Origin of the sequence: Lentzea guizhouensis (genome assembly GCF_001701025.1) — a bacterium.
Lineage (GTDB): Bacteria > Actinomycetota > Actinomycetes > Mycobacteriales > Pseudonocardiaceae > Lentzea > Lentzea guizhouensis.
In genome coordinates, this window is record NZ_CP016793.1 from 3,123,800 (window position 1) to 3,146,974 (window position 23,175).

The 23,175-nt window shown below is 69.5% G+C and carries 27 protein-coding genes; 8 read left to right on the top strand and 19 right to left on the bottom strand.

The genetic code is table 11. From position 1 onward, the window contains the following. Nucleotides 1-12 precede the first annotated feature (12 nt). On the top strand, nt 13-588 hold the full coding sequence (locus BBK82_RS15575) for a nucleoside/nucleotide kinase family protein (RefSeq protein WP_237048396.1): 576 nt from the start codon (nt 13-15) through the stop codon (nt 586-588). A 54-nt stretch (nt 589-642) separates the two neighbouring features. Here BBK82_RS15575 and BBK82_RS15580 read toward each other — a convergent pair whose 3' ends face one another. Beyond that, nucleotides 643-1,314 (bottom strand): DedA family protein, encoded by a 672-nt coding sequence (locus BBK82_RS15580; RefSeq protein WP_065915665.1) that lies wholly within the window; start codon nt 1,312-1,314, stop codon nt 643-645. A gap of 156 nt (nt 1,315-1,470) precedes the next feature. Here BBK82_RS15580 and BBK82_RS15585 point away from each other — a divergent pair, with 156 nt between their 5' ends. Further along, complete coding sequence (locus BBK82_RS15585) at nt 1,471-2,847, top strand: FAD-binding oxidoreductase (RefSeq protein WP_065915666.1); 1,377 nt, start codon at nt 1,471-1,473, stop codon at nt 2,845-2,847. Here the strand turns inward: BBK82_RS15585 and BBK82_RS15590 are convergent. The 11 genes from BBK82_RS15590 to BBK82_RS15630 all read right to left on the bottom strand — a co-directional run bounded on the left by BBK82_RS15590 (nt 2,844) and on the right by BBK82_RS15630 (nt 13,131). Beyond that, entirely contained in the window at nt 2,844-4,529 is a 1,686-nt protein-coding gene (locus BBK82_RS15590) for a hypothetical protein (RefSeq protein ID WP_154697337.1), read from the bottom strand. The genes BBK82_RS15585 and BBK82_RS15590 overlap by 4 nt on opposite strands. 57 nt (nt 4,530-4,586) lie before the next feature. Further along, nucleotides 4,587-6,062, bottom strand: coding sequence for an amidohydrolase family protein (locus BBK82_RS15595; protein ID WP_065921096.1), 1,476 nt, complete (start codon nt 6,060-6,062; stop codon nt 4,587-4,589). A 34-nt stretch (nt 6,063-6,096) separates the two neighbouring features. Continuing rightward, nucleotides 6,097-7,251: a glycoside hydrolase family 18 protein gene (locus BBK82_RS15600; RefSeq protein WP_218920623.1), complete on the bottom strand. Its 1,155-nt coding sequence runs from the start codon at nt 7,249-7,251 to the stop codon at nt 6,097-6,099. A 33-nt stretch (nt 7,252-7,284) separates the two neighbouring features. Next, the gene (locus tag BBK82_RS55800; protein WP_065915668.1) at nt 7,285-7,854 is read right to left on the bottom strand and encodes a TetR/AcrR family transcriptional regulator; all 570 of its coding nucleotides are present in this window, start codon (nt 7,852-7,854) and stop codon (nt 7,285-7,287) included. After that, a complete protein-coding gene (locus BBK82_RS56265; protein ID WP_335618089.1) occupies nt 7,797-8,003 on the bottom strand; it encodes an aromatic-ring hydroxylase C-terminal domain-containing protein in 207 nt (68 codons plus the stop codon). Before BBK82_RS56265 ends, BBK82_RS55800 begins: the two co-directional genes overlap by 58 nt. Beyond that, nucleotides 7,936-9,081 carry an FAD-dependent oxidoreductase gene (locus tag BBK82_RS15610; RefSeq protein ID WP_237048209.1) on the bottom strand — a complete coding sequence of 382 codons (1,146 nt, stop codon included), beginning with the start codon at nt 9,079-9,081 and terminating at the stop codon, nt 7,936-7,938. Before BBK82_RS15610 ends, BBK82_RS56265 begins: the two co-directional genes overlap by 68 nt. A gap of 75 nt (nt 9,082-9,156) precedes the next feature. Beyond that, nucleotides 9,157-9,879 (bottom strand): DedA family protein, encoded by a 723-nt coding sequence (locus BBK82_RS15615; protein ID WP_237048210.1) that lies wholly within the window; start codon nt 9,877-9,879, stop codon nt 9,157-9,159. Nucleotides 9,880-9,896: 17 nt separating this feature from the next. Next, nucleotides 9,897-10,091, bottom strand: a complete 195-nt coding sequence (locus BBK82_RS50230) for a hypothetical protein (RefSeq protein ID WP_154697338.1) — start codon at nt 10,089-10,091, stop codon at nt 9,897-9,899. A 14-nt stretch (nt 10,092-10,105) separates the two neighbouring features. Continuing rightward, entirely contained in the window at nt 10,106-11,257 is a 1,152-nt protein-coding gene (gene nagA / locus BBK82_RS15620) for an N-acetylglucosamine-6-phosphate deacetylase (protein ID WP_065915669.1), read from the bottom strand. Beyond that, nucleotides 11,257-12,165, bottom strand: a complete 909-nt coding sequence (locus BBK82_RS15625) for an ROK family protein (RefSeq protein ID WP_237048212.1) — start codon at nt 12,163-12,165, stop codon at nt 11,257-11,259. Before BBK82_RS15625 ends, nagA begins: the two co-directional genes overlap by 1 nt. A gap of 399 nt (nt 12,166-12,564) precedes the next feature. Then, complete coding sequence (locus BBK82_RS15630; protein ID WP_065915671.1) at nt 12,565-13,131, bottom strand: SigE family RNA polymerase sigma factor; 567 nt, start codon at nt 13,129-13,131, stop codon at nt 12,565-12,567. 96 nt (nt 13,132-13,227) lie between these two features. On the opposite strand from BBK82_RS15630, the gene BBK82_RS15635 reads away from it, so the two are divergent. Further along, nucleotides 13,228-13,455 (top strand): YciI family protein, encoded by a 228-nt coding sequence (locus BBK82_RS15635; protein ID WP_237048213.1) that lies wholly within the window; start codon nt 13,228-13,230, stop codon nt 13,453-13,455. Here the strand turns inward: BBK82_RS15635 and BBK82_RS15640 are convergent. The 3 genes from BBK82_RS15640 to BBK82_RS15650 form a co-directional block, all read right to left on the bottom strand. Beyond that, complete coding sequence (locus BBK82_RS15640) at nt 13,445-14,296, bottom strand: SDR family oxidoreductase (protein ID WP_065915673.1); 852 nt, start codon at nt 14,294-14,296, stop codon at nt 13,445-13,447. The genes BBK82_RS15635 and BBK82_RS15640 overlap by 11 nt on opposite strands. 45 nt (nt 14,297-14,341) lie before the next feature. Further along, nucleotides 14,342-15,268 carry an aldo/keto reductase gene (locus tag BBK82_RS15645; RefSeq protein WP_065915674.1) on the bottom strand — a complete coding sequence of 309 codons (927 nt, stop codon included), beginning with the start codon at nt 15,266-15,268 and terminating at the stop codon, nt 14,342-14,344. A 64-nt stretch (nt 15,269-15,332) separates the two neighbouring features. Further along, on the bottom strand, nt 15,333-15,617 hold the full coding sequence (locus BBK82_RS15650; RefSeq protein WP_065915675.1) for a DUF427 domain-containing protein: 285 nt from the start codon (nt 15,615-15,617) through the stop codon (nt 15,333-15,335). 10 nt (nt 15,618-15,627) lie between these two features. Between BBK82_RS15650 and BBK82_RS15655 the strand changes: the two genes are divergently transcribed. Together BBK82_RS15655 and fbaA are read left to right on the top strand one after the other, a co-directional pair. Further along, complete coding sequence (locus BBK82_RS15655) at nt 15,628-16,434, top strand: LLM class F420-dependent oxidoreductase (RefSeq protein WP_218920624.1); 807 nt, start codon at nt 15,628-15,630, stop codon at nt 16,432-16,434. Between the two features lie 57 nt (nt 16,435-16,491). Next, nucleotides 16,492-17,526, top strand: a complete 1,035-nt coding sequence (gene fbaA / locus BBK82_RS15660; protein ID WP_065915677.1) for a class II fructose-bisphosphate aldolase — start codon at nt 16,492-16,494, stop codon at nt 17,524-17,526. Between the two features lie 68 nt (nt 17,527-17,594). Here fbaA and BBK82_RS15665 read toward each other — a convergent pair whose 3' ends face one another. Then, complete coding sequence (locus BBK82_RS15665) at nt 17,595-18,434, bottom strand: SDR family oxidoreductase (protein WP_065915678.1); 840 nt, start codon at nt 18,432-18,434, stop codon at nt 17,595-17,597. An 85-nt stretch (nt 18,435-18,519) separates the two neighbouring features. Here BBK82_RS15665 and BBK82_RS15670 point away from each other — a divergent pair, with 85 nt between their 5' ends. After that, entirely contained in the window at nt 18,520-18,900 is a 381-nt protein-coding gene (locus tag BBK82_RS15670; protein WP_065915679.1) for a winged helix-turn-helix transcriptional regulator, read from the top strand. On the opposite strand, the gene BBK82_RS15675 is transcribed toward BBK82_RS15670, so the two are convergent. After that, nucleotides 18,884-20,008: a hypothetical protein gene (locus tag BBK82_RS15675; protein ID WP_065915680.1), complete on the bottom strand. Its 1,125-nt coding sequence runs from the start codon at nt 20,006-20,008 to the stop codon at nt 18,884-18,886. The genes BBK82_RS15670 and BBK82_RS15675 overlap by 17 nt on opposite strands. 287 nt (nt 20,009-20,295) lie before the next feature. Here BBK82_RS15675 and BBK82_RS15680 point away from each other — a divergent pair, with 287 nt between their 5' ends. Together BBK82_RS15680 and BBK82_RS15685 are read left to right on the top strand one after the other, a co-directional pair. Next, complete coding sequence (locus BBK82_RS15680; RefSeq protein ID WP_065915681.1) at nt 20,296-20,706, top strand: DUF3151 domain-containing protein; 411 nt, start codon at nt 20,296-20,298, stop codon at nt 20,704-20,706. 426 nt (nt 20,707-21,132) lie between these two features. Next, nucleotides 21,133-22,374 carry an FUSC family protein gene (locus BBK82_RS15685; protein WP_237048215.1) on the top strand — a complete coding sequence of 414 codons (1,242 nt, stop codon included), beginning with the start codon at nt 21,133-21,135 and terminating at the stop codon, nt 22,372-22,374. Here the strand turns inward: BBK82_RS15685 and BBK82_RS15690 are convergent. After that, nucleotides 22,283-22,534 (bottom strand): hypothetical protein, encoded by a 252-nt coding sequence (locus tag BBK82_RS15690; protein WP_065921099.1) that lies wholly within the window; start codon nt 22,532-22,534, stop codon nt 22,283-22,285. The two genes, BBK82_RS15685 and BBK82_RS15690, sit on opposite strands and share 92 nt — an antisense overlap. Next, the gene (locus tag BBK82_RS15695; protein WP_065915682.1) at nt 22,534-23,163 is read right to left on the bottom strand and encodes an HNH endonuclease family protein; all 630 of its coding nucleotides are present in this window, start codon (nt 23,161-23,163) and stop codon (nt 22,534-22,536) included. Before BBK82_RS15695 ends, BBK82_RS15690 begins: the two co-directional genes overlap by 1 nt. Between the last annotated feature and the right edge of the window lie 12 nt (nt 23,164-23,175).

A 23,175-nucleotide genomic window follows, 5' to 3' on the forward strand; every position in this document is an offset into this window, starting at 1 on the left:
GCGCTCACGGACATGGGTGAGCGCAAGATCCTCGGGATCGGCGGAGCGCCGGGCTCCGGAAAGTCGACACTCGCGCGCAGGCTCGTCGAGGCGCTCGACGGCCAGGCGGTGCTCGTCGAGATGGACGGGTTCCACCTCGCGCAGAGCGAGCTCGAACGGTTGCGGCTGGTCGAGCGCAAGGGCGCGCCGGACACGTTCGACATCCCCGGATACGTCGACCTGCTCGGCCGGATCAAGGCGTGCGGGCCGGACATGATCTACGCGCCGGAGTTCCGCCGCGAGATCGAGGAACCGGTCGCGTGCGCGGTGCCGGTGCACCCGGACGTGCCGCTGGTCGTGACCGAGGGCAACTACCTGCTGCTCAACTACGACAAGTGGAAGCGCGTCCGGATCATCCTGGACGAGGCGTGGTTCCTGTTCATCGACGAGGACGTGCGGGTGCAGCGGCTGATCGACCGCCACCTGCGCTACGGCCGGACGCTGTCCGAGGCCGAGGAACGCGTGCTGCACGGCACCGACCACGTCAACGCGCTGATGGTGAACTCGTCCAAGGGATCGGCGGACCTGCTGATCACAGAGGTGCTGTGACGAAAGCGCGTGGGGCACCAGCGGTCGCCGGTGCCCCACGCGCTTTCATGAGTTCTAGTTCGTCGAGGTGCGCTGACCCATGTGCTCCAGGTCCTCGCTGGTCTCGTCGATCGGCTTGCGCATCTCCTGCCGGTAGCGCCAGATGCCCCACCCGGTGCCAACGAGGAAGAACGCGACGCTGACGACCAGTGCCGCCGTCTCGAGCCACGGCAGCTGCTCCAGGATGCCCGCGCCGTAGTAGCCCGCCAGCACCAGCGTCGGCACCCACGCGACCGCGCCGATGGTCGTGGCCAGCGTGAACCGCTTCACGTCCATGCGGGCCGCGCCGGCGATCATCGGCGCCAGCGTGCGGACCCACGGCAGCCAGCGCGCGAGCACGATGGCCCAGAAGCCGCGCTGGTCGAGGAACCGGCGAGCCTTCTCCAGGTTCTGCCTGTTCAGGACCTTCCCGTCCTTGCGGGCCAGCACGCGCGTGCCGGTGTGCCTGCCGATGTAGTAGCCGACCTGGTTGCCCACCACGGCCACGATCAGGGCGACCACCGAAAGCGCCCACGCCGAGACCTCGCTGCCGTGTGCCGCGAGGACCACCCCGGCGGCGAAGAGCAGCGAGTCACCGGGCAGGAACAACCCGAAGATGAATGCGCACTCGATGAAGATGAAGCTGAGGACGATGACCCACACGGCCAACGGACCTGCGGTCTCCAGCGAGGCGAATGCGTGCGCCACGGTGAACCAGCCTACGTCGTGCCGCGCCGGCGGTACGGCGACATCGGTCTGTCAGGTCGACTAAATCTGGGTTGAGCACACTCGGTCACCGGATGAACTCCCCTCGCGTCTGCTCACCGTCGAGTGCGCCAGCCGGTTCGGACTAGCGTGGACCACATGGAGACGCTGCTCGCCGAACTGCAGTCCGCTCTGGGTGGCTCCGCCGTGCTCACGGACGCCGACGTCACCGACAGCTACCGGCGCGACATGATGCCGCTCGCGCCGCACGGCAGCCCGCTGGCGGTGGTGTTCCCGTCGAACACCGAGCAGGTGCAGGCCGTGGTGAGGGCCTGCGCGCAGCACCGCGTTCCCATCGTGCCCCGCGGCGCCGGCAGCGGTCTCTCCGGAGCGGCCAACGCGATCGAGGGCTGCGTGGTGCTGGTGACCACGAGGATGGACGCGATCGTCGAGATCGACACCGACAACCGGCTGGCCGTGGTCGAACCGGGTGTCGTCAACCTCGACCTGCGCGGCGCTGTGGAGAAGCACGGCCTGTTCTACCCACCGGACCCGAGCAGCTACGACTGGTGCACGATCGGCGGCAACCTCTCCACCAACGCCGGCGGCCTGTGCTGCGTGAAGTACGGCGTGACCACCGACTCCGTGCTCGGCCTGGAGGTGGTGCTGGCCGACGGCGAGGTGCTGCGGACCGGTCGCCGCACGGTCAAGGGCGTCGCCGGGTACGACCTCACCAAGCTCTTCATCGGCTCGGAAGGCACCCTCGGCGTGATCACCAAGGCCACGCTCGCCCTGAAACCGCTCCCGCAGGCACCCGCCACGCTCGTCGCCGCGTTCAGCACCACCGCCGCCGCCGGTGCCGCGGTCAGCCGGATCGTGCGCGAGGGCCTGGTGCCGTCGCTGATGGAGATCATGGACAGGACCTCGATCGAGGCCGTCGAGCAGTACCTGCGCACCGAGCTCGGCGCCGGCCCCGGCTGCGCGGCCCTGCTGATCTGCCAGTCCGACGCCGGCGGCGAGCAGGCCAGGCACGAGCTGCAGCAGATCGAGACCATCTGCGCGGAGGCCGACCTCGTCTACTCGACCCACGACGTCAACGAGGGCCGCGACCTGCTGACCGCCCGCCGGGCGGTGCTGACCGCGCTGGAGGTCTACGGCTCCTGGCTGACCGACGACGTGTGCGTGCCGCGCACCCGCATCGCCGAGCTGATCCAGGGCTGCGAGGACATCGCGGAGGAGGTCGGCCTCAAGATCGCCGTCGTCGGTCACGCGGGCGACGGCAACATGCACCCGACGATCGTCTACGACCCTGCCGACGCCGACCAGTTCGCCCGCGCGCAGAAGGCGTTCGACGACATCCTGGCCGTCGGGCTCGCGCTGGGCGGCACGGTCACCGGCGAGCACGGCATCGGCAAGATCAAGCGGGAGTGGCTGGCGAAGGAGATCGGCCCGGTCGGCCTCCGGGTCCACCGCGAGATCAAACGCGCGCTGGACCCGGAGAACCTGTTCAACCCGGGCTCGATGTTCTCGCTCTAGTCCACGTAGTGCTGGATGCTCTGCGTGAGCAGGCCGTCCGCGGTCCGCCCACGCACCTCGACGTTCGGGAACGGGTGGTCGCCGAAGTCGATCTGCACCGCGGCCTGCCCGTTCGCGTCCGCGGCCACCGTCAGCTCCTCGGTGGCACCGTTGACGCGGTAGAGGTACTCGGCGATGTCCAGCGCCTCCGGCGGGAAGATGCGGATCTCCTGCCGGTCGCCCTGCACGAACGGCCACGACGGGTGGGTCGACAGGTAGCTGTGACCGGCCTCGGTGAGGTGACCCGCAGCCGTCCGCGCCCTGACCGACACGCTGGTCGAGTGGGAGCTGGTGACGCGGATGTCCACCGCGGCGCTGCACCGGTCGCAGGGAGCGGGGACGGTGATCTCCGGGCCGTTGTTGACCGAGTAGACGTACTCGGTCACGTCCGGCTCGAACGACGTGAACGTGTAGGCGTACGTCTGACCGAGCATCGGGTGGTCGACCGGCAGTTCGAAGACGTGCACGTGCGTGGGCCGCACCTGGAACCGGAACCGCGTGGCGTTCGACACGTGACCGACCCGGTCCACCGACCGCACGTCGAGCACCTTGTCGCCGGAGCTGGGCACGACGACCGTGATCGTGGCCTTGCCGCCGGGCTGGTCGGCCGCCACGCGCCCGGTGGCCTGGCCGTTGTAGTCGAAGGCGACGACATCGGGATCACCCCCGGCGTCGAACGTGATCGTGCCGGGAAAACCGGCGCCGGTCTGCGGGAAGTCCGCCGACGTGACGACCGGCGCCGTCGCCGGGGCGGCCAGGTCGGTGGTGAAGCGGCACGGTGGGCTCGGCACGCCCTTGTCGGCGCCGTCCTCGCCCTGCGCGGTCCACTCGTAGGTGTGGCCGTGCTCGATGAACCCGGTCGGCAGGTAGTACGTGCCGTCGCTGTGGGTGGCGATGCCCTCGTGCCGCTTCGCCGGCTCGGCGACGTCGGTCACCACGTACCGGATCTGGAAGCCCGGGGCCGGATCGGAGTCGGTGACCTGCGCGTGCAGGGCGGGCTCCCGGCCGACCAGGTGTTCCCGGCCGTCACAAGGCTTGCCGTTGACCCGCGGGTCGGTCGCCGCGCTCGGCGGGGTGTTGACACCGGCCTGGACGGACAGGGCGGCGTAGCGGCGGCCGAAGCCGACGTCGAGCTGCCGGTGCGAGGCCATGCGCAGTGCGAAGGTCGCCTTCTCCGCGCCGGTCGCGACCGCTCGCGTCAACGCCGCGGAGATGTCCCAGGACAACCGTCCCAGGCACTCACCGCTGACGGTGCCCTCCAAGCGGCTGAGCTCCTTCGGTGCTCGTGCCCAGGTGGGTTGCTCGGCCACCTCGGTCTGCCACAGCTCGACCGACCGCGGCTTTGCGCAGTCCGTCACCGCCGTCTCGTACGTGTATGCGTGCACGTCATGAATTCGCTTGCCGCGCAATGGTTTCAGGTCGACGGTGAAGTAGCTCTTCGTCGAGTGGAACTGGTTCTCACCATCCCGCCAAGCGCCCACCGGCCACGTTTTGTCGGTGAGCGTCTTGAACGGTGAGCGCAGGTCCGCATACCCCTGCGCGACAGGCGGCAGGTCTTGCACCCACCGCTGTGCCGACGCCGGGACCACGGCGAGCGCCGTGGTCGCGGCAATGATCAGCAACGTGCTCAGGACACGTCTCAACCTGGATCCCCCCAAGGACTCGGGCCCGGCCCCCAGCCGGGTCGAGTCCGACGTTACTCAGCAACAGGCCCGCTGAACAGCGGGAAACGGCTCCTGCGCCGCCTTCTCCGCGTCCGCCAGCATCCGCGCGCGCTCCTCCTCACCGAGCACCCGCCCGCGGGTCAGCACCGAGTGGATGCGCCGGGTGTTGCGGATGTCGGCGAGCGGGTTCCCGTGCAGCACCACGAGGTCCGCGCGCTGTCCCGGCCGCAGCGTGCCGGCCGGTTCGCCGAGCACGGTGGCCGGGCCGGCCGTCGCCGCCCGCAGCGCTGCCAACGGCGACAACCCCGCCTCGACCAGCAGCTCCAGCTCGTCGTGCACGGAGAACCCGGCGTAGGTGTACGGGTTGCCGGTGTCGGTGCCGACGAGCACGCCGACGTCGAGCGCGTGCATCTCCGCCACCTGGTCCATGCGCCTGCGCAGGAAGAGCTCCTGATCGCGGATCTCCTGCGGTGTCACCGGAACCCACTGCTTCAACTGGTCGGCCCACAGCTGCTTCATGAACGGCGGCACGTACTTCAGCCGTTCGTCGTCGGCGAACCGGTCGGCCGGGCTGCCGTACACGCGCATCGCCCCGATCGTCGGCGAGAGCCAGGAGTTGTTGCGCCGCAGTCGTTTCGCCAGCTGCACCGCCTTGGACCGGCGGTGTGACAGCGTGGCCAGGCGCTCGCACTCCAGCCACTGCTTGAACCAGCCGAACGGGTTCGCCGGGTCCAGCGGTGTCCGCCCGATCCGGTCCCGCAGCTCGTCCTCCTGGCTGCTCGTCGCGAGCGGCAGGCCGTACATGTGCTCGAACGTCCGCTGCCCCAGGTCGCTCGCCTCGCCCAACGGCACGTGGCACGAGTTGTGCCCGGCGAACGGAATCCCGATGCGCGCGCGCTCGTCCGCGATCGCCGTGAGCGTCGCACGGTCCAGGTACGAGTAGACCTTGACGAACTCGGCCCCCTGCCCGGCCCAGTCCCGCACCGCCGCCCGGCCCTCCTCGGGCGTGCGCGCGATCAACGGCCCCGGCAACATCGAGTCCGGCCCGTCGATGATCGTGCTGCCCACGACCAGCTTCGGCCCGAACACCTCGCCGCGCTCGACCCGGTCGCGCAGCTCGTAGATCGGCCCGAAGCCCCACATCTCTCGGAGCCCCACCACGCCGTTGGCCAGGCACATCGGGAACGTGACGCGGTCGGAGTACGCGCCGTGCACGTGCATGTCCCACAGGCCCGGGATCACGTACTTGCCCGGCAGGTCGAGCACGGTCGCGTTCGGCGGCAACGGCAGGTCGCAGCCGCCGACCGCGAGGATCCTGTTGTCCGCCAGCACGATGGTGGCGTCGCGCCGGGGTGGCGAGCCGGTGGTGTCGACGAGCGTCACGCCGCGCAGGGCGGTGACGCCCGTGGAGCCGGACGCTGCGGCCCGGCCCGGCGCGACCAGGCCCACGCCCGCCGCCGCACCGAGCCCGGCCAGCCATCCCAGCAGTTCACGTCGCGTGGTGTCGGTCATGCCGATCAACCAACACCTTGACGTAACGGAAGACTCAACCCCTGCCGGACATCGCGTTCAGCAGCGAGTGCTGTGCGTCGTCGTGCCCGACCTCCCACATGAACGTCCCGAGCAACCCGCGTGAACGGGCGAAACCGGCGCGGATGCCGATCGAGCGCGGGTTCTCGTACGACACGAACTTCTTCTCGGCCGCGTTGAACAGCCACGGCGACTGCGCGACGGGGTGCCAGTACTCCTGCCACCCCGGCGTGTTCTTGAGCTTCAGCGCCTCGTCATAGCCGTCGACCCAGAACGCGCTGTCGTAAGGCTGGTAGAGACCGTGCTGCGGGCCCTCGGTCTTGACGTTGAAACCGCGGCCGTAGAACGGCACTCCCAGCACCATCTTGCGCGGTGGAACGCCGTGCCGCTGGTAGTAGTCGATCGCGCCGACGACGTTGTTCCACTTCCGGTCGGCGGTGGGCATCGGGTCGTTCGAGACCTCGCGGAAACCGGCGTTGAACGTGGCCACGGGCGAGAAACCGGTGCCGAGGTCGTAGGTCATGACGTTGATGAAGTCCATGACCCGCGCCAGTTCGCGCAGCTCAAACGACTTCGCCGGGTCGTACGGGCCGTCGGTCTGCAACCGGCCGGCGGGCAACGCGGCGGTGACGAGCTTCCTGGATCCCAGCGCGCGCCGGAAGTCCTTGGTCAGCAACGTCATGTTGCGCCTGTCCGCCGGTCGGTCGGTGATCTCGGCCGGGCCGCCGTAGACGGGGAACTCCCAGTCGATGTCGATGCCGTCGAAGGTCCCGTCGCGGAAGAACAGGTCCACACAGGACTGGACGAGCGTGGAGCGCGAGGCCGGGGTCAGCGCGGCGTCGGAGAACCCGCCCGCGCCCCAGCCGCCCAGCGAGATCAACGCCTTCAGCGACGGCTTGCGCTTCTTCAGATCGCGGATGTCCGCGAAGTCCTTGGCCGCGGTCGGGGCCGTCATCACGCACTTGCCGTTCTCGATCAGGGCGAACGCGTAGAACAGGTGCGTGATCGGGGTGGTCGTGGGGATGGACGAGATCGGCTTCGAGCCGCTGTACCAGTTGCCGTAGTAGGCGCCGACGATCTTGCGCGGTGCGGCCTCGGCGAGCGGCGCGGTGCCGGCCGAGACGGAGAGCGCGGCGAGTGCGACGGCCAGTCCCTTGCGGAGCAACGACATCAGTGGCCTCCATTGGTCCAGACCACTAGCAACCTAGGGGCGGTATCCGACCTGGTGCAACACTTTGTGCAAGTAAGTTTCCAGTTCGGCGGCCGTCGGCTGCTCCGGCCGGGTGAGCGCCCGGTAGAAAAGCGCACCTCCGACCATGTCCACCACCAGCGACAGGTCGGTACCGGCCGGGAAACCGGGACGGACGACGTCGTACAGCACAGCCCGGCGCGGTGCGATGAAGAGCTCCCAGTACCGCCGCATCAGCTCGAAGTTGTCCGCCGACGCCCCCACGATCCGGCGCAGCAGCTGGATCGACTGCGGCGTCGACATCAGTGCCGCCCACGCCTTCAGCGTCTCCTCCGGCGGCGCGACGGCCATCCGTTCCGGATCGAGCGCCGCGACCGTGCGCGGCAGCTCGATCACGCTGAACAGCAGCTCCTCCTTGGTGGCGAACCGCCGGTAGACCGTCGCGCGGGTCACGCCCGCGCGCCGGGCCACCTGCTCGATCGACGTGCCGTCGAGGCCGCGTTCCAGGAACAGCTCGAACGCCGCCGTCAGGATCGCGCCGTCCGCCTCGGGGTCGCGGGGACGCCCAGCACTTCGTTCAGCCACGCGGTGAGCCTTTCGGGGTTCGACGGGCCGCGCCACGCCAGGTGCCCGTCCGGGCGCACCAGCAGCGTCTCGCCGGCGCGTTCATGGTGCACGACGTCCCCCAGCCGCTCCCGTGCCACCTCCAGGCACGTCGCCGGCCCCGCGAGCACCCACCGGCCGACCCGCGAACGCCGGCACCCGCTGACCGCCGCGCCGCCCGGCCGCCAGCGGACCGGAGTACCGCACGCCGAGCTGCGAGGCGGACCGGACCAGCCGCCGTTGCACGGGCCGGATGTTCAGCAGCGGCCACATCACCCGGTCCCGGATCGTCCGCGTCACCAGGCCGGGACCCAGCACCAGCCGGGTCGCCGGAGTGGTCGAGGCGAGCACCCGCGCACCGATCGGCCGCCGCTCGGCCTCGTAGGTGTCGAGCAGCCGCTCGTCCGCCCGGCCATGCACCACCAGCGCGAGCTTCCACGCGAGGTTCTCCGCGTCACCCAGTCCGGTGTTCATGCCCTGCCCGCCCACCGGGCTGTGGATGTGCGCCGCGTCGCCCGCCAGGAACACGGTCCCCCGCCGGTAGGTCACGGCCTGCCTGCGGTGGATCCGGAACGTCGACTCCCACTCCACCTCCTCGACCGGGCCCGGCGTCCACCGCCCGCCGTCCGGTGACATCACCCGCCAGACGCCGCCGGGCAACGGGAAGACCGTCGTCATCGACGGCCCGTCGGCGAAGATGTGGATCGACTCGCGGTCGAGGTCCCACGCCGCGCGGACGTCGCGCAGCAGGAAGTTCTCCATCACCTGCGAACCTTCGAACGCGATGCCGGCGTGCTTGCGCACCCACGAATGCGCGCCGTCGCAACCGATCAACCAGTCCGCGTCCGCGACCGTCTCCGCCGGGGTGTCCCACTCGACCTCCACCCCGAGCGCGGACAGCCGGTCACGCAGCCGGTCCTCCACGCGGGCCTGCGAGACCACCAGCTGACCGGCCTCGCGCAGGGCGCTCATGTCCAGCGCCACCTCGCCGTTGACCCGCATCTTCCGCAGCCGCACCGCCTTCTCGGCCAGGTCGCCCAGCGCGCCCAGCCGGGCCAGCACCTCGGCTCCCCGCGGCTGCACCCCCATCGCCCTCGACGTCGTGGCCGGGCCGGAAGCCGCGTCCACCACCCGCACGTCCACCTCGAACCGCCGCAGTCCGCACGCCAGCGCCAAGCCGGTCGGACCCGCCCCCACGATCGTGATCATACAAATACAGTACAGCTCTGTATTCAAACTTGGCCAGCAAAAAGGCCCACCGGGTGCGACGGGCCTTCCGGGAGCTCAGCGCTCGACGCGCGGGATGATCTGGGTCGAGTCGTCCTGCAGCTGCGCCTCCATCACCTGCGTGATGTCGTCCGCCTCCTCCTCCAGGAGCGACTTCTTCTCCCTGCGCGCCTTGATCACCTCGACGATGATCGGCACGATCGACAGGAAGACGATGGCGAGCAGCGTGATCTCCAGGTTCTCCTTGATGAAGGAGACCTGGCCGAGGAAGTAGCCCAGGACCGTCAGGCCCGCCGCCCACGCCACGCCGCCGATCGCGGAGTAGGTGAAGTACTTCTTCGGGTCCATCCTGCCGACACCGGCCATCGCCGTGATGAACGTGCGGACGATCGGCACGAACCGGGCGAGGACGATGGCACGCGCGCCGTACTTGTCGAAGAACTCCTGCGTCTTGTCGACGTACTCCTTCTTGAAGATCTTCGACTCGGGCTTGGAGAACAGCGCCGGTCCGGCCTTCGCGCCGATGTAGTAGCCCACGACGTTGCCGACGAACGCGCAGATCGTCAGCAGCACGCAGACGAGCCAGAGCGGGGTGTCGATGGTGCCCGCCGCGACGAAGAGGCCTGCGGTGAACAGCAGTGAGTCGCCCGGCAGGAAGAAACCGACGAGCAGCCCGCACTCAGCGAAGATGATGAGGCACAGCCCGATGAGCATGTACGGGCCGAGCCCGTTCAGCAGCACGGTGGGGTCCAGCCAGTCAGGGCCCAATGCAATCGTCACGGCGACAACGGTACAGGTCAGCCGAGCGTGATCACTGCGGCCACCGTGCCCGCGGCCAGCCCCAACAGCAACGCGAGACCCAGCACCCACCACACGGACATGGGTGCCGGGCGCTCGGGAGCAACCGGGGCAGATGCGACAAATCCGGCATTCGTGCTGGTCGCCTGCGCACGCAGGGCGTTCGCCACCAGTCGCTCCGGATCGTCCGCCATGCCCCGCCCTCAGCTCAGTCCTTGACCCACTCGCCCTTGCTCATCACGTCCCTCGGCTTCAATTCTGCATCGAGGACGACGAGGTCGGCGGCGCAGCCCTGCTGCAGCTTGCCGGTGTCCAGGCCGAGCAGCTCCGCGCCGCGCGTCGCGGTGGCGTACGCGGCCTCCACGAGCGACAGTCCACACGCGTTCACGGCGTTGCGGAACGCCATGTCCATCGTGAGCGTGCTGCCGGCCAGCGCGGCGCCTCCTGCCAACGTTGGAACGCCGTCGACGACGCGCACCTCGAGGCCGCCGACGTCGTACACGCCGTCACCCACGCCCGCCGCCGCGATGGCGTCGGTGATGAGGACGGTGCGCCGCAGACCGGCGTGGTGCGCGGCCAGCCGGACCGCCGTGGGGTGCAGGTGCACGAGGTCGCAGATGAGCTCGACGGTGACGCGTTCGTCGTCGAGCAGCGCTCCGATCGGGCCCGGTTCGCGGTGGTGCAGCGGGCGCATGCCGTTGAACAGGTGCGTGGCCACGCTGGCACCGGCGTCGACGGCGGGGCGGACCTGCGCCTCGGTCGCGTCGGTGTGGCCGATGGCGGCGATGACGCCGTTGTCGACGAGCTGGTGCACGGCGTGCACCGCGCCCTCCAGCTCCGGCGCGACGGTGATCATGCGGACCGTGCCCTTGCCCGCGTCGAGCAGCTTCGTGACCGCGGTCTGCTCCGGCGGGCACAGGATCGCCGGGTCGTGCGCGCCGCAGCGGGCCGCCGACAGGAACGGGCCCTCCAGGTGGACGCCCGCGACGACGCCCTCCTGGACCAGCTCGGCGAGCGCCGAGACCTGGTCGGCCAGCTCCGGCACCGGGCGGGAGACCAGCGACGCGAGCAGCGTCGTGGTGCCGTGCCTGCGGTGCGCGGAGGCGGCCTTGCGGATCTTCACCGGGTCGCTGCTGGTGAACGCGTCCCCGCCACCGCCGTGGCAGTGGATGTCGACGAAGCCGGGCACGATCGTGCCGCCGCCGATGTCGGTCGTGGGACCGTCCGGAGCCGTCCCCTCGCCGACGGCGGCGATGCGGCCGTCCCTGACGCTGACCCACCCGTTCTCGAGCACCCTGTCCGGCGTGACGACCCGACCACCGGTCAGGGTCACGTCGACCGGTCCACCCCACGTGCTCATCACGCCTCCAGCGTGTCGATGGCCAGCAGCGCCGCGCCGAGGAAGCCCGCCTCGTCGCCGAGCGCCGCGAGCCGCAGCTCCGGTCGGCGCTGGAAGGCGATCAGCCCGTCCAGCCTGTCCTCGAGCGGCTCCACCAGCAGGTTTCCCGCCAGCGCGAGCCCACCACCGAGCACCACGGCCTCCGGGCCGAGCAACGTCGCCAGCACCAGGATCCCCCTGGCGAGCGCGTCCACGGCCTCGTGCCACACGGCGACGGCGTCCTCGTCCCCGGCTTTCACCAGGCTTGCGACCTCAGCGGCACCGTTCACGGCTCGTCCGGTGCGCGCGGTGTAGCGACGTGCGATGGCGGCGGAGGAAGCGACGGTCTCCACACACCCGACCTGCCCGCAGGCGCAGGGCACGCCGTGTCCGACGTTGACATGCCCGATCTCACCCGCGTACCCGCCACCGCTGAAGATCTGCCCGTCCAGCAGCAGCGCACCGGCGATCCCGGTGCCGATGGGCATGATCACCGCGTTGCGCAGCCCCTTCGCGGCCCCCATCCGGCACTCGGCCAGCCCCGCCGCCCGCACGTCGTGACCGAACGCGACGGGAACCCCGAGCCGCTCGGTCAGGACCGCGCTGAACGGGAACTCGCTCCACGGCAGGTTGGCCGTGTACACGCCGACACCGTTGACCTCGTCCACGATGCCCGGCGCCACGATCCCCACGGCGTCGACCTCGTGCTCGGAGGCCCCGCGGAGCTCGTCGACGAGCTCGGCGAGGACGTCCAGCAACGGCTCCAGCTGCCCGGGAGTCGCCCTGCGCGCGTGCTTCTGGGCCACCACGGCTTCCGCGGTGCCGGTGACCAGCGCTGCCTTGGTTTCGGTGCCACCGATGTCGACGGCGACCACGTGTCTGCGTGCCACGGGGACTGATCCTGCGGCATTAGCCCCCTATTGGTCTATACCAAGCACCGGATTGGGCGCGTGCTCCTACGACGTGGAACCGCTCTCACCGGGCAAAACGGTAGTGAGCACCAGATGTGACGTTGCGTCAACGCACGACAGCGCCGCGAACGCCGAGCTCGTGGTGGTCGGAGCGGGGTCGGCACGTGCTCGCGACCGGCGGTGATCACAGCGCCGTCGAGGGTGCGCCTCAGCAACCACCAAGGTCTGGTTCGTGGGTTCCGCACCGAGCCAGGCCGTTCGCCAGGGGCAGTCATGACCGCGAACACCGGCCTGTGAGCGTTGGCGCGGCCACGGCCCTGCGTCAACGCACGACAGCGCCGCGATGACCGGCATCGCGGCGCTGTCAGGAGTGTCGGGTTATCGGCCCGCCATGAGCTTCTGCAGCGCGTCGAGCGCCCTGGACGCCGTCGACTTGACCGTGCCCTTCGAGATGCCGGTGGCCTCGGCGATCTCGGCCTCCGACAGGTCGCCGTAGTAGCGCAGCACGAGCACCTCGCGCTGCCTCGGCGGCAGTTGCTGCAGCGCCTTCACCACGGCCTGGTGCTCCGCGGTGAGCATCGCGAGCGACTCGGCCGAGCGGGCGTTCGCCACGTGCGGCGGGGTGTAGTCGCGGGCCGTCTTGCGGCGGCGCAGCACGCTGCGCGAGCCGTTCACCACGGCCGTGCGGAGGTAGCCCACGGCGGCCTGGGCGTCGCGCAGGCCCTTCCAGTTGCGGTGCAGGCCGGTGAAGGCCTCCTGCACCACGTCCTCCGCCGTCGCCGGCTCGTCCACCAGCAGCAGCGCGAGCCTGATGAGGCGCATGCGGTGCTGCTTGTACAGGTCTTCGAGCGTCAGAGGCCCTGCGGGAGGTCCTGCGACGCCGTCCTTGATCCGCAGGTTGGTCAGGGTGTCCTGCACGCTGCGCGGGGTTTCGTCGCCAGCCACGAGGTAGGACGGTACCGGTCACGTCGCTACGGTGGTGCCATGGCCCGCTTTGCAGTCGAATTGGTGTTCGGTTCAAACCGTGACGAGCGTCTCGCGGTGCGCCCCGCACACCGCGAGTACATCGCCTCGCTCGCCGAGAAGGGCGTGGTGCTCGCCGCCGGCCCGTACGCGGACGACACCGGCGCGTTGATCATCTACGAGGCCGCCGACGAGGCGACCTTGAAGGAGATCATCTCCGCCGACCCGTACACGCCCGCGAACGTCGTCACCAAGTGGGAGATCCGCGTCTGGAACGCCCTGCTCGGCTCCTGGCTCACCGACTAGCGGCTTGACCACCCGGTCCGACCAGACCTGACGTGTCGTTCGCGGCCATCTGCCGGTCGGCCTCCGCCACCTCCTTGACCGCCTGGCGGTCCACGACCACCGGCGTGAACGCGCGGAAGTACTTGAGCACGCCGACCCAGCCGGGGACGTGGACCGCCTTCGCCCGCTTCTCGATGCCGCGGACCACGGCCCTGCCCACGTTGCGGACCGGGTACTTCTTGCTCGCGAGACCCGGCATGCCCTGGCGCAGCTTGCCGAACACCGGGTGCTCGTCGGCGCTGTTCACCATGTCCGTGGAGATCCACGAGAAGTACGCCGTGCCGACGTCCACGCCCAGGTGCCTGACCTCGGCCCGGACGCTGTCCGCAAACGCTTCACAGCCCGCCTTGGCCGCCGAGTAGGCCGCGTTGCCGGGGATGTGCACGATCGCCGCCAGCGACGACACGACCAGGCAGTAGCCGCGGCTCGCGATCAGGTGCGGCAGCGCCGTGCGGACCGTGCGCCACACGCCGAGCAGGTTCACCTCGATGACCCGCTCGAACGCCTTGGGGTCCATCGAGCGCACGAACCCGGTCGCCGCGATGCCCGCGTTCGCCACCACCACGTCGATGCCGCCGAAGTGCCCGGCGACCTCGTGGAAGGTGCGTTCGAGCGCGTCCCAGTCGGTGACGTCGACTTCCCACGCCTTGCCGCCGGTCTCCCGCGCGACCTCGTCGAGCTGGGCCTTCTCCAGCCCGACGAGCGCGAGCCGTGCCCCGCGCGCGGCCAGCTGCCTCGCCACCTCGGCGCCGATGCCCCTGGCCGCGCCGGTGATCAGTACCACCTTGCCCGTGACGTCCATGGCCGCCACGGTAACGCAACCTACTTCCGGTAAGCTACTGGCAAGTTAAATTGCACTCAGACGGTCCACCTCGGCCTGAGACAGCTCCAGCTCCAGCGCCGGGACGAGGTCGTTGAGCTGCTCCAACGTCCTGGCCGACGCGATCGGCGCCGCCACCGTCGGCTGCTGCGCGAGCCACGCCAGCGCCACGGCGGCGACCGTGGTGCGGTGCGTCTCGGCCAGTTCGTCGAGCACCTCCAGCACCTGCAGGCCGTGCTCGTCCAGGTGCTTCGACGCGGCACCTGCCCGTGCGCTGCGCACCTCGACACCGGGCCGGTACTTGCCGGTCAGGAAGCCCTTCGCGAGCGACCAGTACGGCACCGTGGCCAAGCCGTGCGCGGCGACCACGTCCTGCAGCGCGCCTTCGAACTCGTCGCGGCTCACCAGGTTGTACTCGGGCTGCAGCGCCACGAACTTCGCGAAGCCCTCGCGTTCCTGGATCGCCAGCGCCTGCGCGAGCCGTTCGGCGGAGAAGTTCGACGCGGCGACGTAGCGGACCTTGCCGTCGCGGACGAGCTGGTCGTAGGCGGCCAGCGTCTCCTCGAGCGGCGTGTCCGGGTCGTCGAGGTGGTTGTAGTAGAGGTCGACGTGGTCGACGCCGAGGCGCTTCAACGACCGCTCGGCCGCGGTCAGGACCGTGTCGCGCTTCTGGTTCTTGAACCCGGCCAGCATGCCGACCTTGGTGGCGATGACGACGTCGTCGCGGGTGCCGCGCCTGGCCAGCCACCGGCCGATGATCTTCTCCGACTCACCGCCGGAGTTGCCCTCCGCCCACGCCGAGTACACGTCGGCGGTGTCGACGAAGTTCCCTCCCGCCGCGGTGTAGGCGTCGAGCACGGCGAACGAGGCGTCCTCGTCGGCGGTCCAGCCGAAGACGTTCCCGCCCAGGCACAGGCGGGACACGTTCAGGTCAGTGGTGCTCAAGATCCCCATGTTCCGACGGTAGTCCGCGGTGGTCGGGGACGCGTGACGAGCTCACCGGGTGGACACGGGTCGCTCAGGCCGTGATCTCGACGCCCTTCCAGAACGCCACGTGGCCCTTGATCTCCTTCGCCGCGTCCTTCGGCTCGGCGTAGTACCAGGCCGCGTTGGTGTTCTCGGTGCCGTCGACCACCAGCGAGTAGTAGTTCGCGGTGCCCTTCCACGGGCAGAAGGAGGTGTGGTCGGTGGGCTTGAGCACCGCCGCGTCGACCGACTCCAGCGGGAAGTAGTGGTTGCCTTCGACCACGACGGTGTCGTCGCTCGAAGCGATGATCTTGCCGTTCCACTCAGCGGTTGCCATGGTTTCCACTATGCCTTCGAAAGCGTCGCTCGGAACGTTCGGTGTGTGGGGCTCGCACTTGCAGTGGGCCGACAGGACAGACCAGCTGGCTGAACTGGAGGAGCTCGGCTACGGCACCTTCTGGATCGGCGGCTCGCCCGGCATCGCGGAGGCTGAGCGCGCGGTGGCCGCCACGAGGTCGATGACCATCGCGACCGGCATCGTCAACGTGTGGCAGAGCGACCCGGAGCAGATCGCCGCCGGGTTCCACCGGCTCGCGAGCGACCGGTTCCTGCTCGGCGTCGGGGTGGGCCACCGGCAGATCGACCAGTCCTACGAGAAGCCCTACGACAAGCTCGTCTCCTACCTGGACCACCTGGACCACCTGGACGTGCCGGCCGAGTCACTGGTCCTCGCCGCGCTCGGCCCGAAGGTCCTCCGGCTCGCCGCCGACCGCACCGCCGGTGCGCACCCGTACCTCGTTCCGGTGGAGCACACGGCCCACGCGCGCGAGGTGCTCGGCGACAAGCTCCTCGCACCCGAGGTGACCGTCGTGGTGGAGGAGGACGCCGCGACCGCGCGGGCGATCGCACGGGAACAGCTCTCCTTCTACTTCTCCCTCACCAACTACACGAACAACTGGCGGAGGTGGGGTTTCTCGGCCGAGGACGTCGCCGGCACCGGCTCTGACCACTTGATCGATGCACTCGTGGCCTGGGGAACGCCGGACCAGGTTGCCGCGAAGTTGCGCGCGCACGTCGACGCGGGAGCCGACCACGTGGCCATCCAGTCGCTGAACGGGCACTACGCCGAACTGGCCGCCGCGTTGGGCCTGTGACCCAGCCTCGTAGGATGCGGTTGATACGGCGTTCAGGGCACCTGAGGAGGACGACCGATGCCCATCGCAACTCCCGAGGTCTACGCGGAGATGCTTGACCGGGCCAAGGCGAACGAGTTCGCCTACCCCGCGATCAACGTCACGTCTTCGGAGACTCTCAACGCGGCTCTCCGCGGGTTCGCCGAGGCCGAGAGCGACGGCATCATCCAGGTCTCGACCGGTGGTGCCGAGTTCGCCTCGGGCACCAAGGTCAAGGACATGGTGACCGGCGCTGTCGCACTCGCCGAGTTCGCGCACGTGGTCGCCGCGAAGTACCCGGTGAACATCGCGCTGCACACCGACCACTGCCCGAAGGACAAGCTCGACGGGTACGTGCGTCCGCTCATCGCCATCAGCCAGGAGCGGGTCGACAAGGGCGGCAACCCGCTCTTCCAGTCGCACATGTGGGACGGCTCCGCGGTGCCGCTGGAGGAGAACCTCCAGATCGCGAGCGAGCTGCTCGACCTCGCGGCCAAGGCGAAGATCGTCCTCGAGATCGAGGTCGGCGTCGTCGGCGGCGAGGAGGACGGCGTCGACAACGAGATCAACGACAAGCTCTACACGACGGCGGACGACTACCTGAAGACGGTCGACGCCCTCGGTACCGGCGAGAAGGGTCGCTACCTGCTCGCCGCGACCTTCGGCAACGTGCACGGCGTCTACAAGCCGGGCAACGTCAAGCTGCGCCCGGAGATCCTCAAGCAGGGCCAGGACGTGGTGGCGGAGAAGCTGGGCCTCGCGGCCGGCTCCAAGCCGTTCGACCTGGTCTTCCACGGCGGCTCCGGCTCGCTGCTGGAGGAGATCCACGAGGCCGTGTCGTACGGCGTCATCAAGATGAACATCGACACGGACACGCAGTACGCGTTCACCCGTCCGATCGCGGCGCACATGTTCGCGAACTACGACGGCGTGCTGAAGATCGACGGCGAGGTCGGCAACAAGAAGACCTACGACCCGCGCAGCTACCTCAAGGCCGCTGAGCAGGCCATGGCCGCCCGCATCGCGCAGGCGTGCGAGCACCTGAAGTCGTCGGGCCGCATGATCGCGGGCTGATCTCCGACTCACGCGGGGACCTTTCGTACGCTCTGATCGTACGAAAGGTCCCCGCGTGGCATTCGGGGCTAGCGGAAGGCGGCGGCGTTGCGGGCGGCCCAGGACGAGAAGGGGCGCGGGGCGCGGCCGAGGACCGTCTGGACGTCCGGGGAGACGCGCTGCTCGGCCTCGGTCGGGTTGCCGAGGATGTCGAGGGTGTCGTCGGCGAGTTCGGCAGGCATCATCTGCGTCATCCCCGCCTTGGCCTCGGCGCGGGTGAGCTCGTGGAACCGCACCGGTTCACCGAGCGCTTCGGCGATGGCCGCGGTCTGCTCGCGCGGCGTGATCACCTCCGGGCCGGTCAGCTCGTAGACGCCACCCAGGTGCCGGTCATCGGTCAGGCAGGCGGCGGCGACCTCGGCGATGTCCGCCGGGTCGAGGACCGGCACACCGACGTCACCGAACGGCGCGGCGACGAGCCGTTGCGTGCGCACCGACTCCGCCCACCACAGCGCGTTGGACGCGAAACCACCCGGCCGCAGGACCGCCCAGCCGGGACCGGCCTCCCGCACCGCGTCCTCCAGCTTGCGCAGCTCGACCCGCGTCGTCCCGAACGGCCTGGTCACCACGCCCAGCGAGGAGAGCAGGACGATCCGGCCGACCCCGGCCGCCGCCGCGGCCTCGACCACGTCAGCCGGGCTCGCACCGACCGCGTGCAGGTCGCCCGACAGCAGCAGGAACAACGCTTTCGCCCCGGCCAGCGCCGGCGTGAGGCTCGCGGGGTCGGCCAGGTCGGCCACCACGTGCCGCACCCCGTCCGGCACCTCCGCCGCGTGCCGCGACACCGCCGTCACCTGCTCGCCGGCCAGCGCCAGCGCCTTCGTCAACGGCCGGCCCACGTTTCCGGTAGCCCCGGTCACCACGATCATGAACAGCTCCTTCGTCGTCTGTGGGCACGACGCTAGGAACTGGACTAACTCTTGGTAAGGACGTACCTGGAGGTAAGCTCAGGACGTGACGGGAGGTGTCCAGGTGGACCACACCGAGGTGAAGCCGCGGTATGAGGTGTTTCACACCGACTGCCCGGCGCGCGACATGGTCGACCACGTGACCAGCCGGTGGGGAATCTGGGTGCTGATCTCCCTGCAGAGCGGCGACCTGAGGTTCTTCGAGCTGCGCGAGAGCATCCGCGGCATCAGCGAGAAGATGCTCTCCCAGACGCTGCGCGGGCTGGTCGAGGACGGTCTGATCTGGCGCCGTGTGGAGCCGACGACCCCGCCCCAGGTCAGCTACGGGCTGACGGAGTTCGGGCGGGACGTCGGCGTGCCACTCGCGGACCTGTTCGGCCGGATCACCCGCAGGCTCACCGAGGCCGGCCTCAAGCGCCCTGGCTGAGCTTCAGCCGGGCGGCCAGCAGCTGCGTCTCCGGCCGGTGGATCACCAGGTCGCCCAGTGTCCACAGCATCGCGATCAACACGGCCGTGACCGCCGCGGACGAGAACGAGATGGGCGGCGCCCACAGGTACTCCTGCTGCGCCCAGATCCCGACGTACCCGACGGTGGTGACCGAGGCCGCCCCGAGCACCGCCGCGGCAGGCGTCGGCATCTTCACCGAGTGCGCCGCGTCGATCACCAGACCCACCAGGACCAGGAACAACGGCACCGCCGACTTCGGGAAGTCGATCCCGGCGAGCAACGGCCAGATCAGGCACCGGTACACCACGTACCCACCGGCCACCGCCGTCGCCGCCCACGGCCGGTTGATCGTCCGCCGGGCGATCACGAGCACGATGGCCGCCGCCACCAGCCCCCACACCGGGTAGACCCAGTCCGCGATGGGCAGCGCGAAGTTGAGGATCGACTCCCGCCCGACCGGGATCCCCAGCTGGTCGGCCGCGAACTGCAGCAGGATCGGCTCGGCCTCCGGCTTACCGCTGTCGTAGGCCTGCAATGCGCGCACGCCGTACTCCTGGTGCTGGTTGGGGAACCAGACGTTCTCCAGGAAGAAGAACCACAACGCGACCAGCCCGAACGTCCGCCGGTTGCCGGCCGGGAAGTACTTGATCCACCCGCGGATCGCGCCCGCCAGCATCACCGCCGTCCCCAGGTACAGCAGCGCGTGCGAGCCGGACCAGCTCGTGATGTCCAGCCCGTTGATCCGGTGGTTGATCACGTCGATCGGCAGCGCGACCAGGAAGATCCCGCACCCGACCTGCATCAGCCGCACCGTGGCCTTGTCCACCGCGTACCCGGTGAACGTGTGGAACAGCGTCAGCCCCACCACGATCACCGTGCCGACCGTGTTGATCAGGTGCGGCGGCGCGAAGTCGTCCCGCAACCACTTGAAGTGCCACGAGACGTCCCACGACGAGCCGATCAGCTTCAGCAACAGCCCGACGAGCCACAGCTGGTAGAGCTGCCTGGTGAGCACCGCAGGCGTCTCCCTGCCGGGCGCACCCCGCTCCCAGTACGTGTCCCGGAACTGCCTAACCCCCTGAATCATCCGCCCATCATGAGGTGACGTTCGGTGATCAGGAAGCCGAAACGCCCCTGGTTTTACCCTGATGTTTCCAATTTGTGTGCACAACCGGGTGAAGCGCGTTGATCCGGGCGGAGCATCCCGGCACCATGCTCGGCCATGAGCAAGAAGATCGTCGCCGGTGTGCTCGTCACTGCCCTGATGCTCGCCGTCGTGGCGTCCGTCATGCGGCTGTTCCTCGCATAGCAGCGAGGGCGTGCGGGGCGTCACGGGCCGCGCGGGGCGTGCGGGTTGTGCGGCAGGATGAGTGCATGGTTGAGAACCTCCTTGGGCCAGAGCCGACCCGTCTTCCCGACCGTCCTGAGGCGCAGGCTGCTGCGGACGGGGGGACGGATCCCGGCAAGATCGTGCGTGCTTATCCGGACTTCTCTGAGGCTTGGGCGTTGTTGGCTGAGCGGGCGTTGCACGGTGGGGATCCGGTGGCGGCGTACGCGTATGCGCGGACCGGGTACCACCGCGGGCTGGACCAGTTGAGGCGGTCCGGGTGGAAGGGGTTCGGGCCCGTTCCTTGGGAGCACCGGCCGAATCAGGGGTTTTTGAGGGCGTTGGCTGCGTTGGCGCGGGCTGCGCGGGAGATCGGGGAGGATGAGGAGTGGGAGAGGTGCTCGAAGTTCTTGGCTGAGTCGGATCCGAAGGCGCCGGCTGCGCTCGGGTTGAGCTGAGGCCCGCCCTTGGGGGCGTGCTGGGCCCGCGCTGGGCGCGGGCTGTTCCCGGGGCTCCGCCCCAGACCCCGACACTCCCGAAGAAGCCCTCCACCTCCGCCACTCTCAGGTAGATGGCACGCCTGTTCCGTAGAGCGGCTTCCTGTTGCGTTGGTGGTTGCGTTGCGGTGGACGTCTTCCCCGTCTAGCGATCCAGAGCGCGCCCGGCAAACGATCGGAGCGCTAGACGGGGAAGCCATCCACCGCGGGGCCGCTTGAGTTGGGCGGCTCGCCTTCGGCTCGATCAAAAGCAGGGCCTTCGGCCGAACTGCGGCAGCCCGCGAAACTGTCAGACCCCCTGAGTACCGTCGGTCGCGGGGGAGCCAAAGCAGGGGGTACCCCTGCGTCAGCGTGCTGTGAGGCTGCTCGCCTCCGAGCATCGAAACCGTGTCCCCGCAGGTTGTGCGTGGTAGCCGTTGGGCCAAGACTGGCGGCGGCGAGGCGGACGACGAGGACGGGGTGGCAGTGGTGGGCGCGGTCAAGGACGCTGTCGGGCGTGGGCTGACGCGGTGGCGTGGGGCCGCGTTGCCGATCGTCCAAAGTGCCCTGTCCGCTGGGTTGGCCTGGCTGGTGGCGACGCTCGTCATCGGGCATGAGCATCCGTTCTTCGCGCCGATCGCGGCTGTGGTCTCCCTCGGGGTCTCGTTGGGACAGCGGCTCAGGCGGGTGGGCGAGCTGGTTGTCGGCGTGTCGGTCGGGGTGGGGGTCGGGGACGCGCTCATCAGCTTCATCGGGAGCGGGCCCTGGCAGATCGCGATGGTGGTTGCGCTGGCGATGTCGGCGGCGGTGTTGCTGGACGGCGGGTCGGTGATCGCACTGCAGGCGGGGAGCAGTGCGGTGCTGGTGGCGACGTTGTTGCCGCCCAGTGCCGGGGGTGGGTTCGACCGCATGATCGACGCGCTCACCGGTGGGCTGGTGGGGCTGGCGGTCGCGGCGTTGATCCCGGCGAATCCGGTCATGGTCGCCCAGCGTCAGGCGAAGGCGCTCACGAACACCTTGAGCCAGGCGCTCAGGAACATCGCGGAGGCCCTCACGCAGCAGGATGCGGTGAAGGCGGCTGGGGTGCTGGCGGAGTTGCGGAAGAGCCAGACGGCTGTTGACGACTACAAGGCGGCGTTGCAGACCGGGAGGGAGATCGCGAAGATCGCGCCGATCCGGTGGCGGGCCAAGGACGAGCTGAGCCGGTACCAGACCGTGGCGGGGCCGGTGGACTACGCCATTCGCAACACTCGGGTGCTGGCTCGCAGGGCGATGGCGGCGCTCAAGGCGGAGGAGCGGATTCCGGACGGGGTGCCGGAGGTGCTCAAGGAGTACGCGGACGCCGTTGACTGCTTGAAGAGCGAGTTGGAGAAAGGCGAGACGCCCGAGAAGACGCGGCAGGCCGTGCGGGACGCCGCGCGGCAGTTGACCGCGCGGCGTCTCGGTGGGGACGGGTTCTCGTCCAAGGTGGTGCTGGCGCAGATCCGCAGCATTGCCGTGGACCTGTTGCAGGCGACCGGGTTGAGCCGGGCCGAGGCGATGGAGGCGTTGCCCCCGCTCAGCCGTCCGGGCGGTTCAGCAGGGCCAGGAGCAGGGAGTGGACCGGCTCGTGGTCGCGAGGATCGGCCAGGGAGCACGCAGCGCCCGTGATGGCGTACCACTCTTCCGCGCCTTCGTAGCGGACCGATGCGCGGAGCTTTCCGTCGTCGGAGAGCTCCGTGCACAGCTCCAGGTCGCCGGTGACGACGCCGACCTCGTCGGTCATCACGCCGCCGGGGCCTGCCACGAAGAGCGAGGAGAGTGACGCCATCAGCACCTTCCGAGCATGTCCGTCAAAGCCGACTTCTCCGACGAGTTCACGCTGAGGCTCCAGCGGTACTTCGTGTGTACCCACATCTTGGCGTAGGTGCACCAGTAGGACGTCAGCGGCGGCTTCCAGGTGGCCGGGGTCTGGTCGCCCTTGGCCTGGTTCACGTTGTCCGTGACCGCGATCAGCTGCGGGCCCGACATGTCGTTCGCGAACGACTGGCGCTGGGCGGTGGTCCACGACGCCGCTCCCGAACGCCAGGCGGCGGCCAGCGGGACGATGTGGTCGATGTCCACGTCGGAGGCCGCCGACCAGGTCGCGCCGTCGTAGGGCGAGAACCAGCGGCCCGAGGTGGCGGCGCAGGAGGAGTCGGTCACCACGTTGGTGCCGTCCCGCTTCAGCACGGCCTCACGGGTGTTGCAGGCGCCCGACTGGGTGATCCAGTGAGGGAACTTGTCGCGCGAATAACCCGTCATGGAGCCGTCGGCGCGCACGGTCAGGCCGGCCAGCTCGGATTTCGCGGTGGCGGCGGTGGGGATGTTCGGCGGTGTCGCGAGTGCAGGGGAAACGGAACCAAAGGTGATTGCCAGCGCGGCGACGGCGGCACCAATGATCCGGTTAACTTTTGACATCGTCCCGACCTT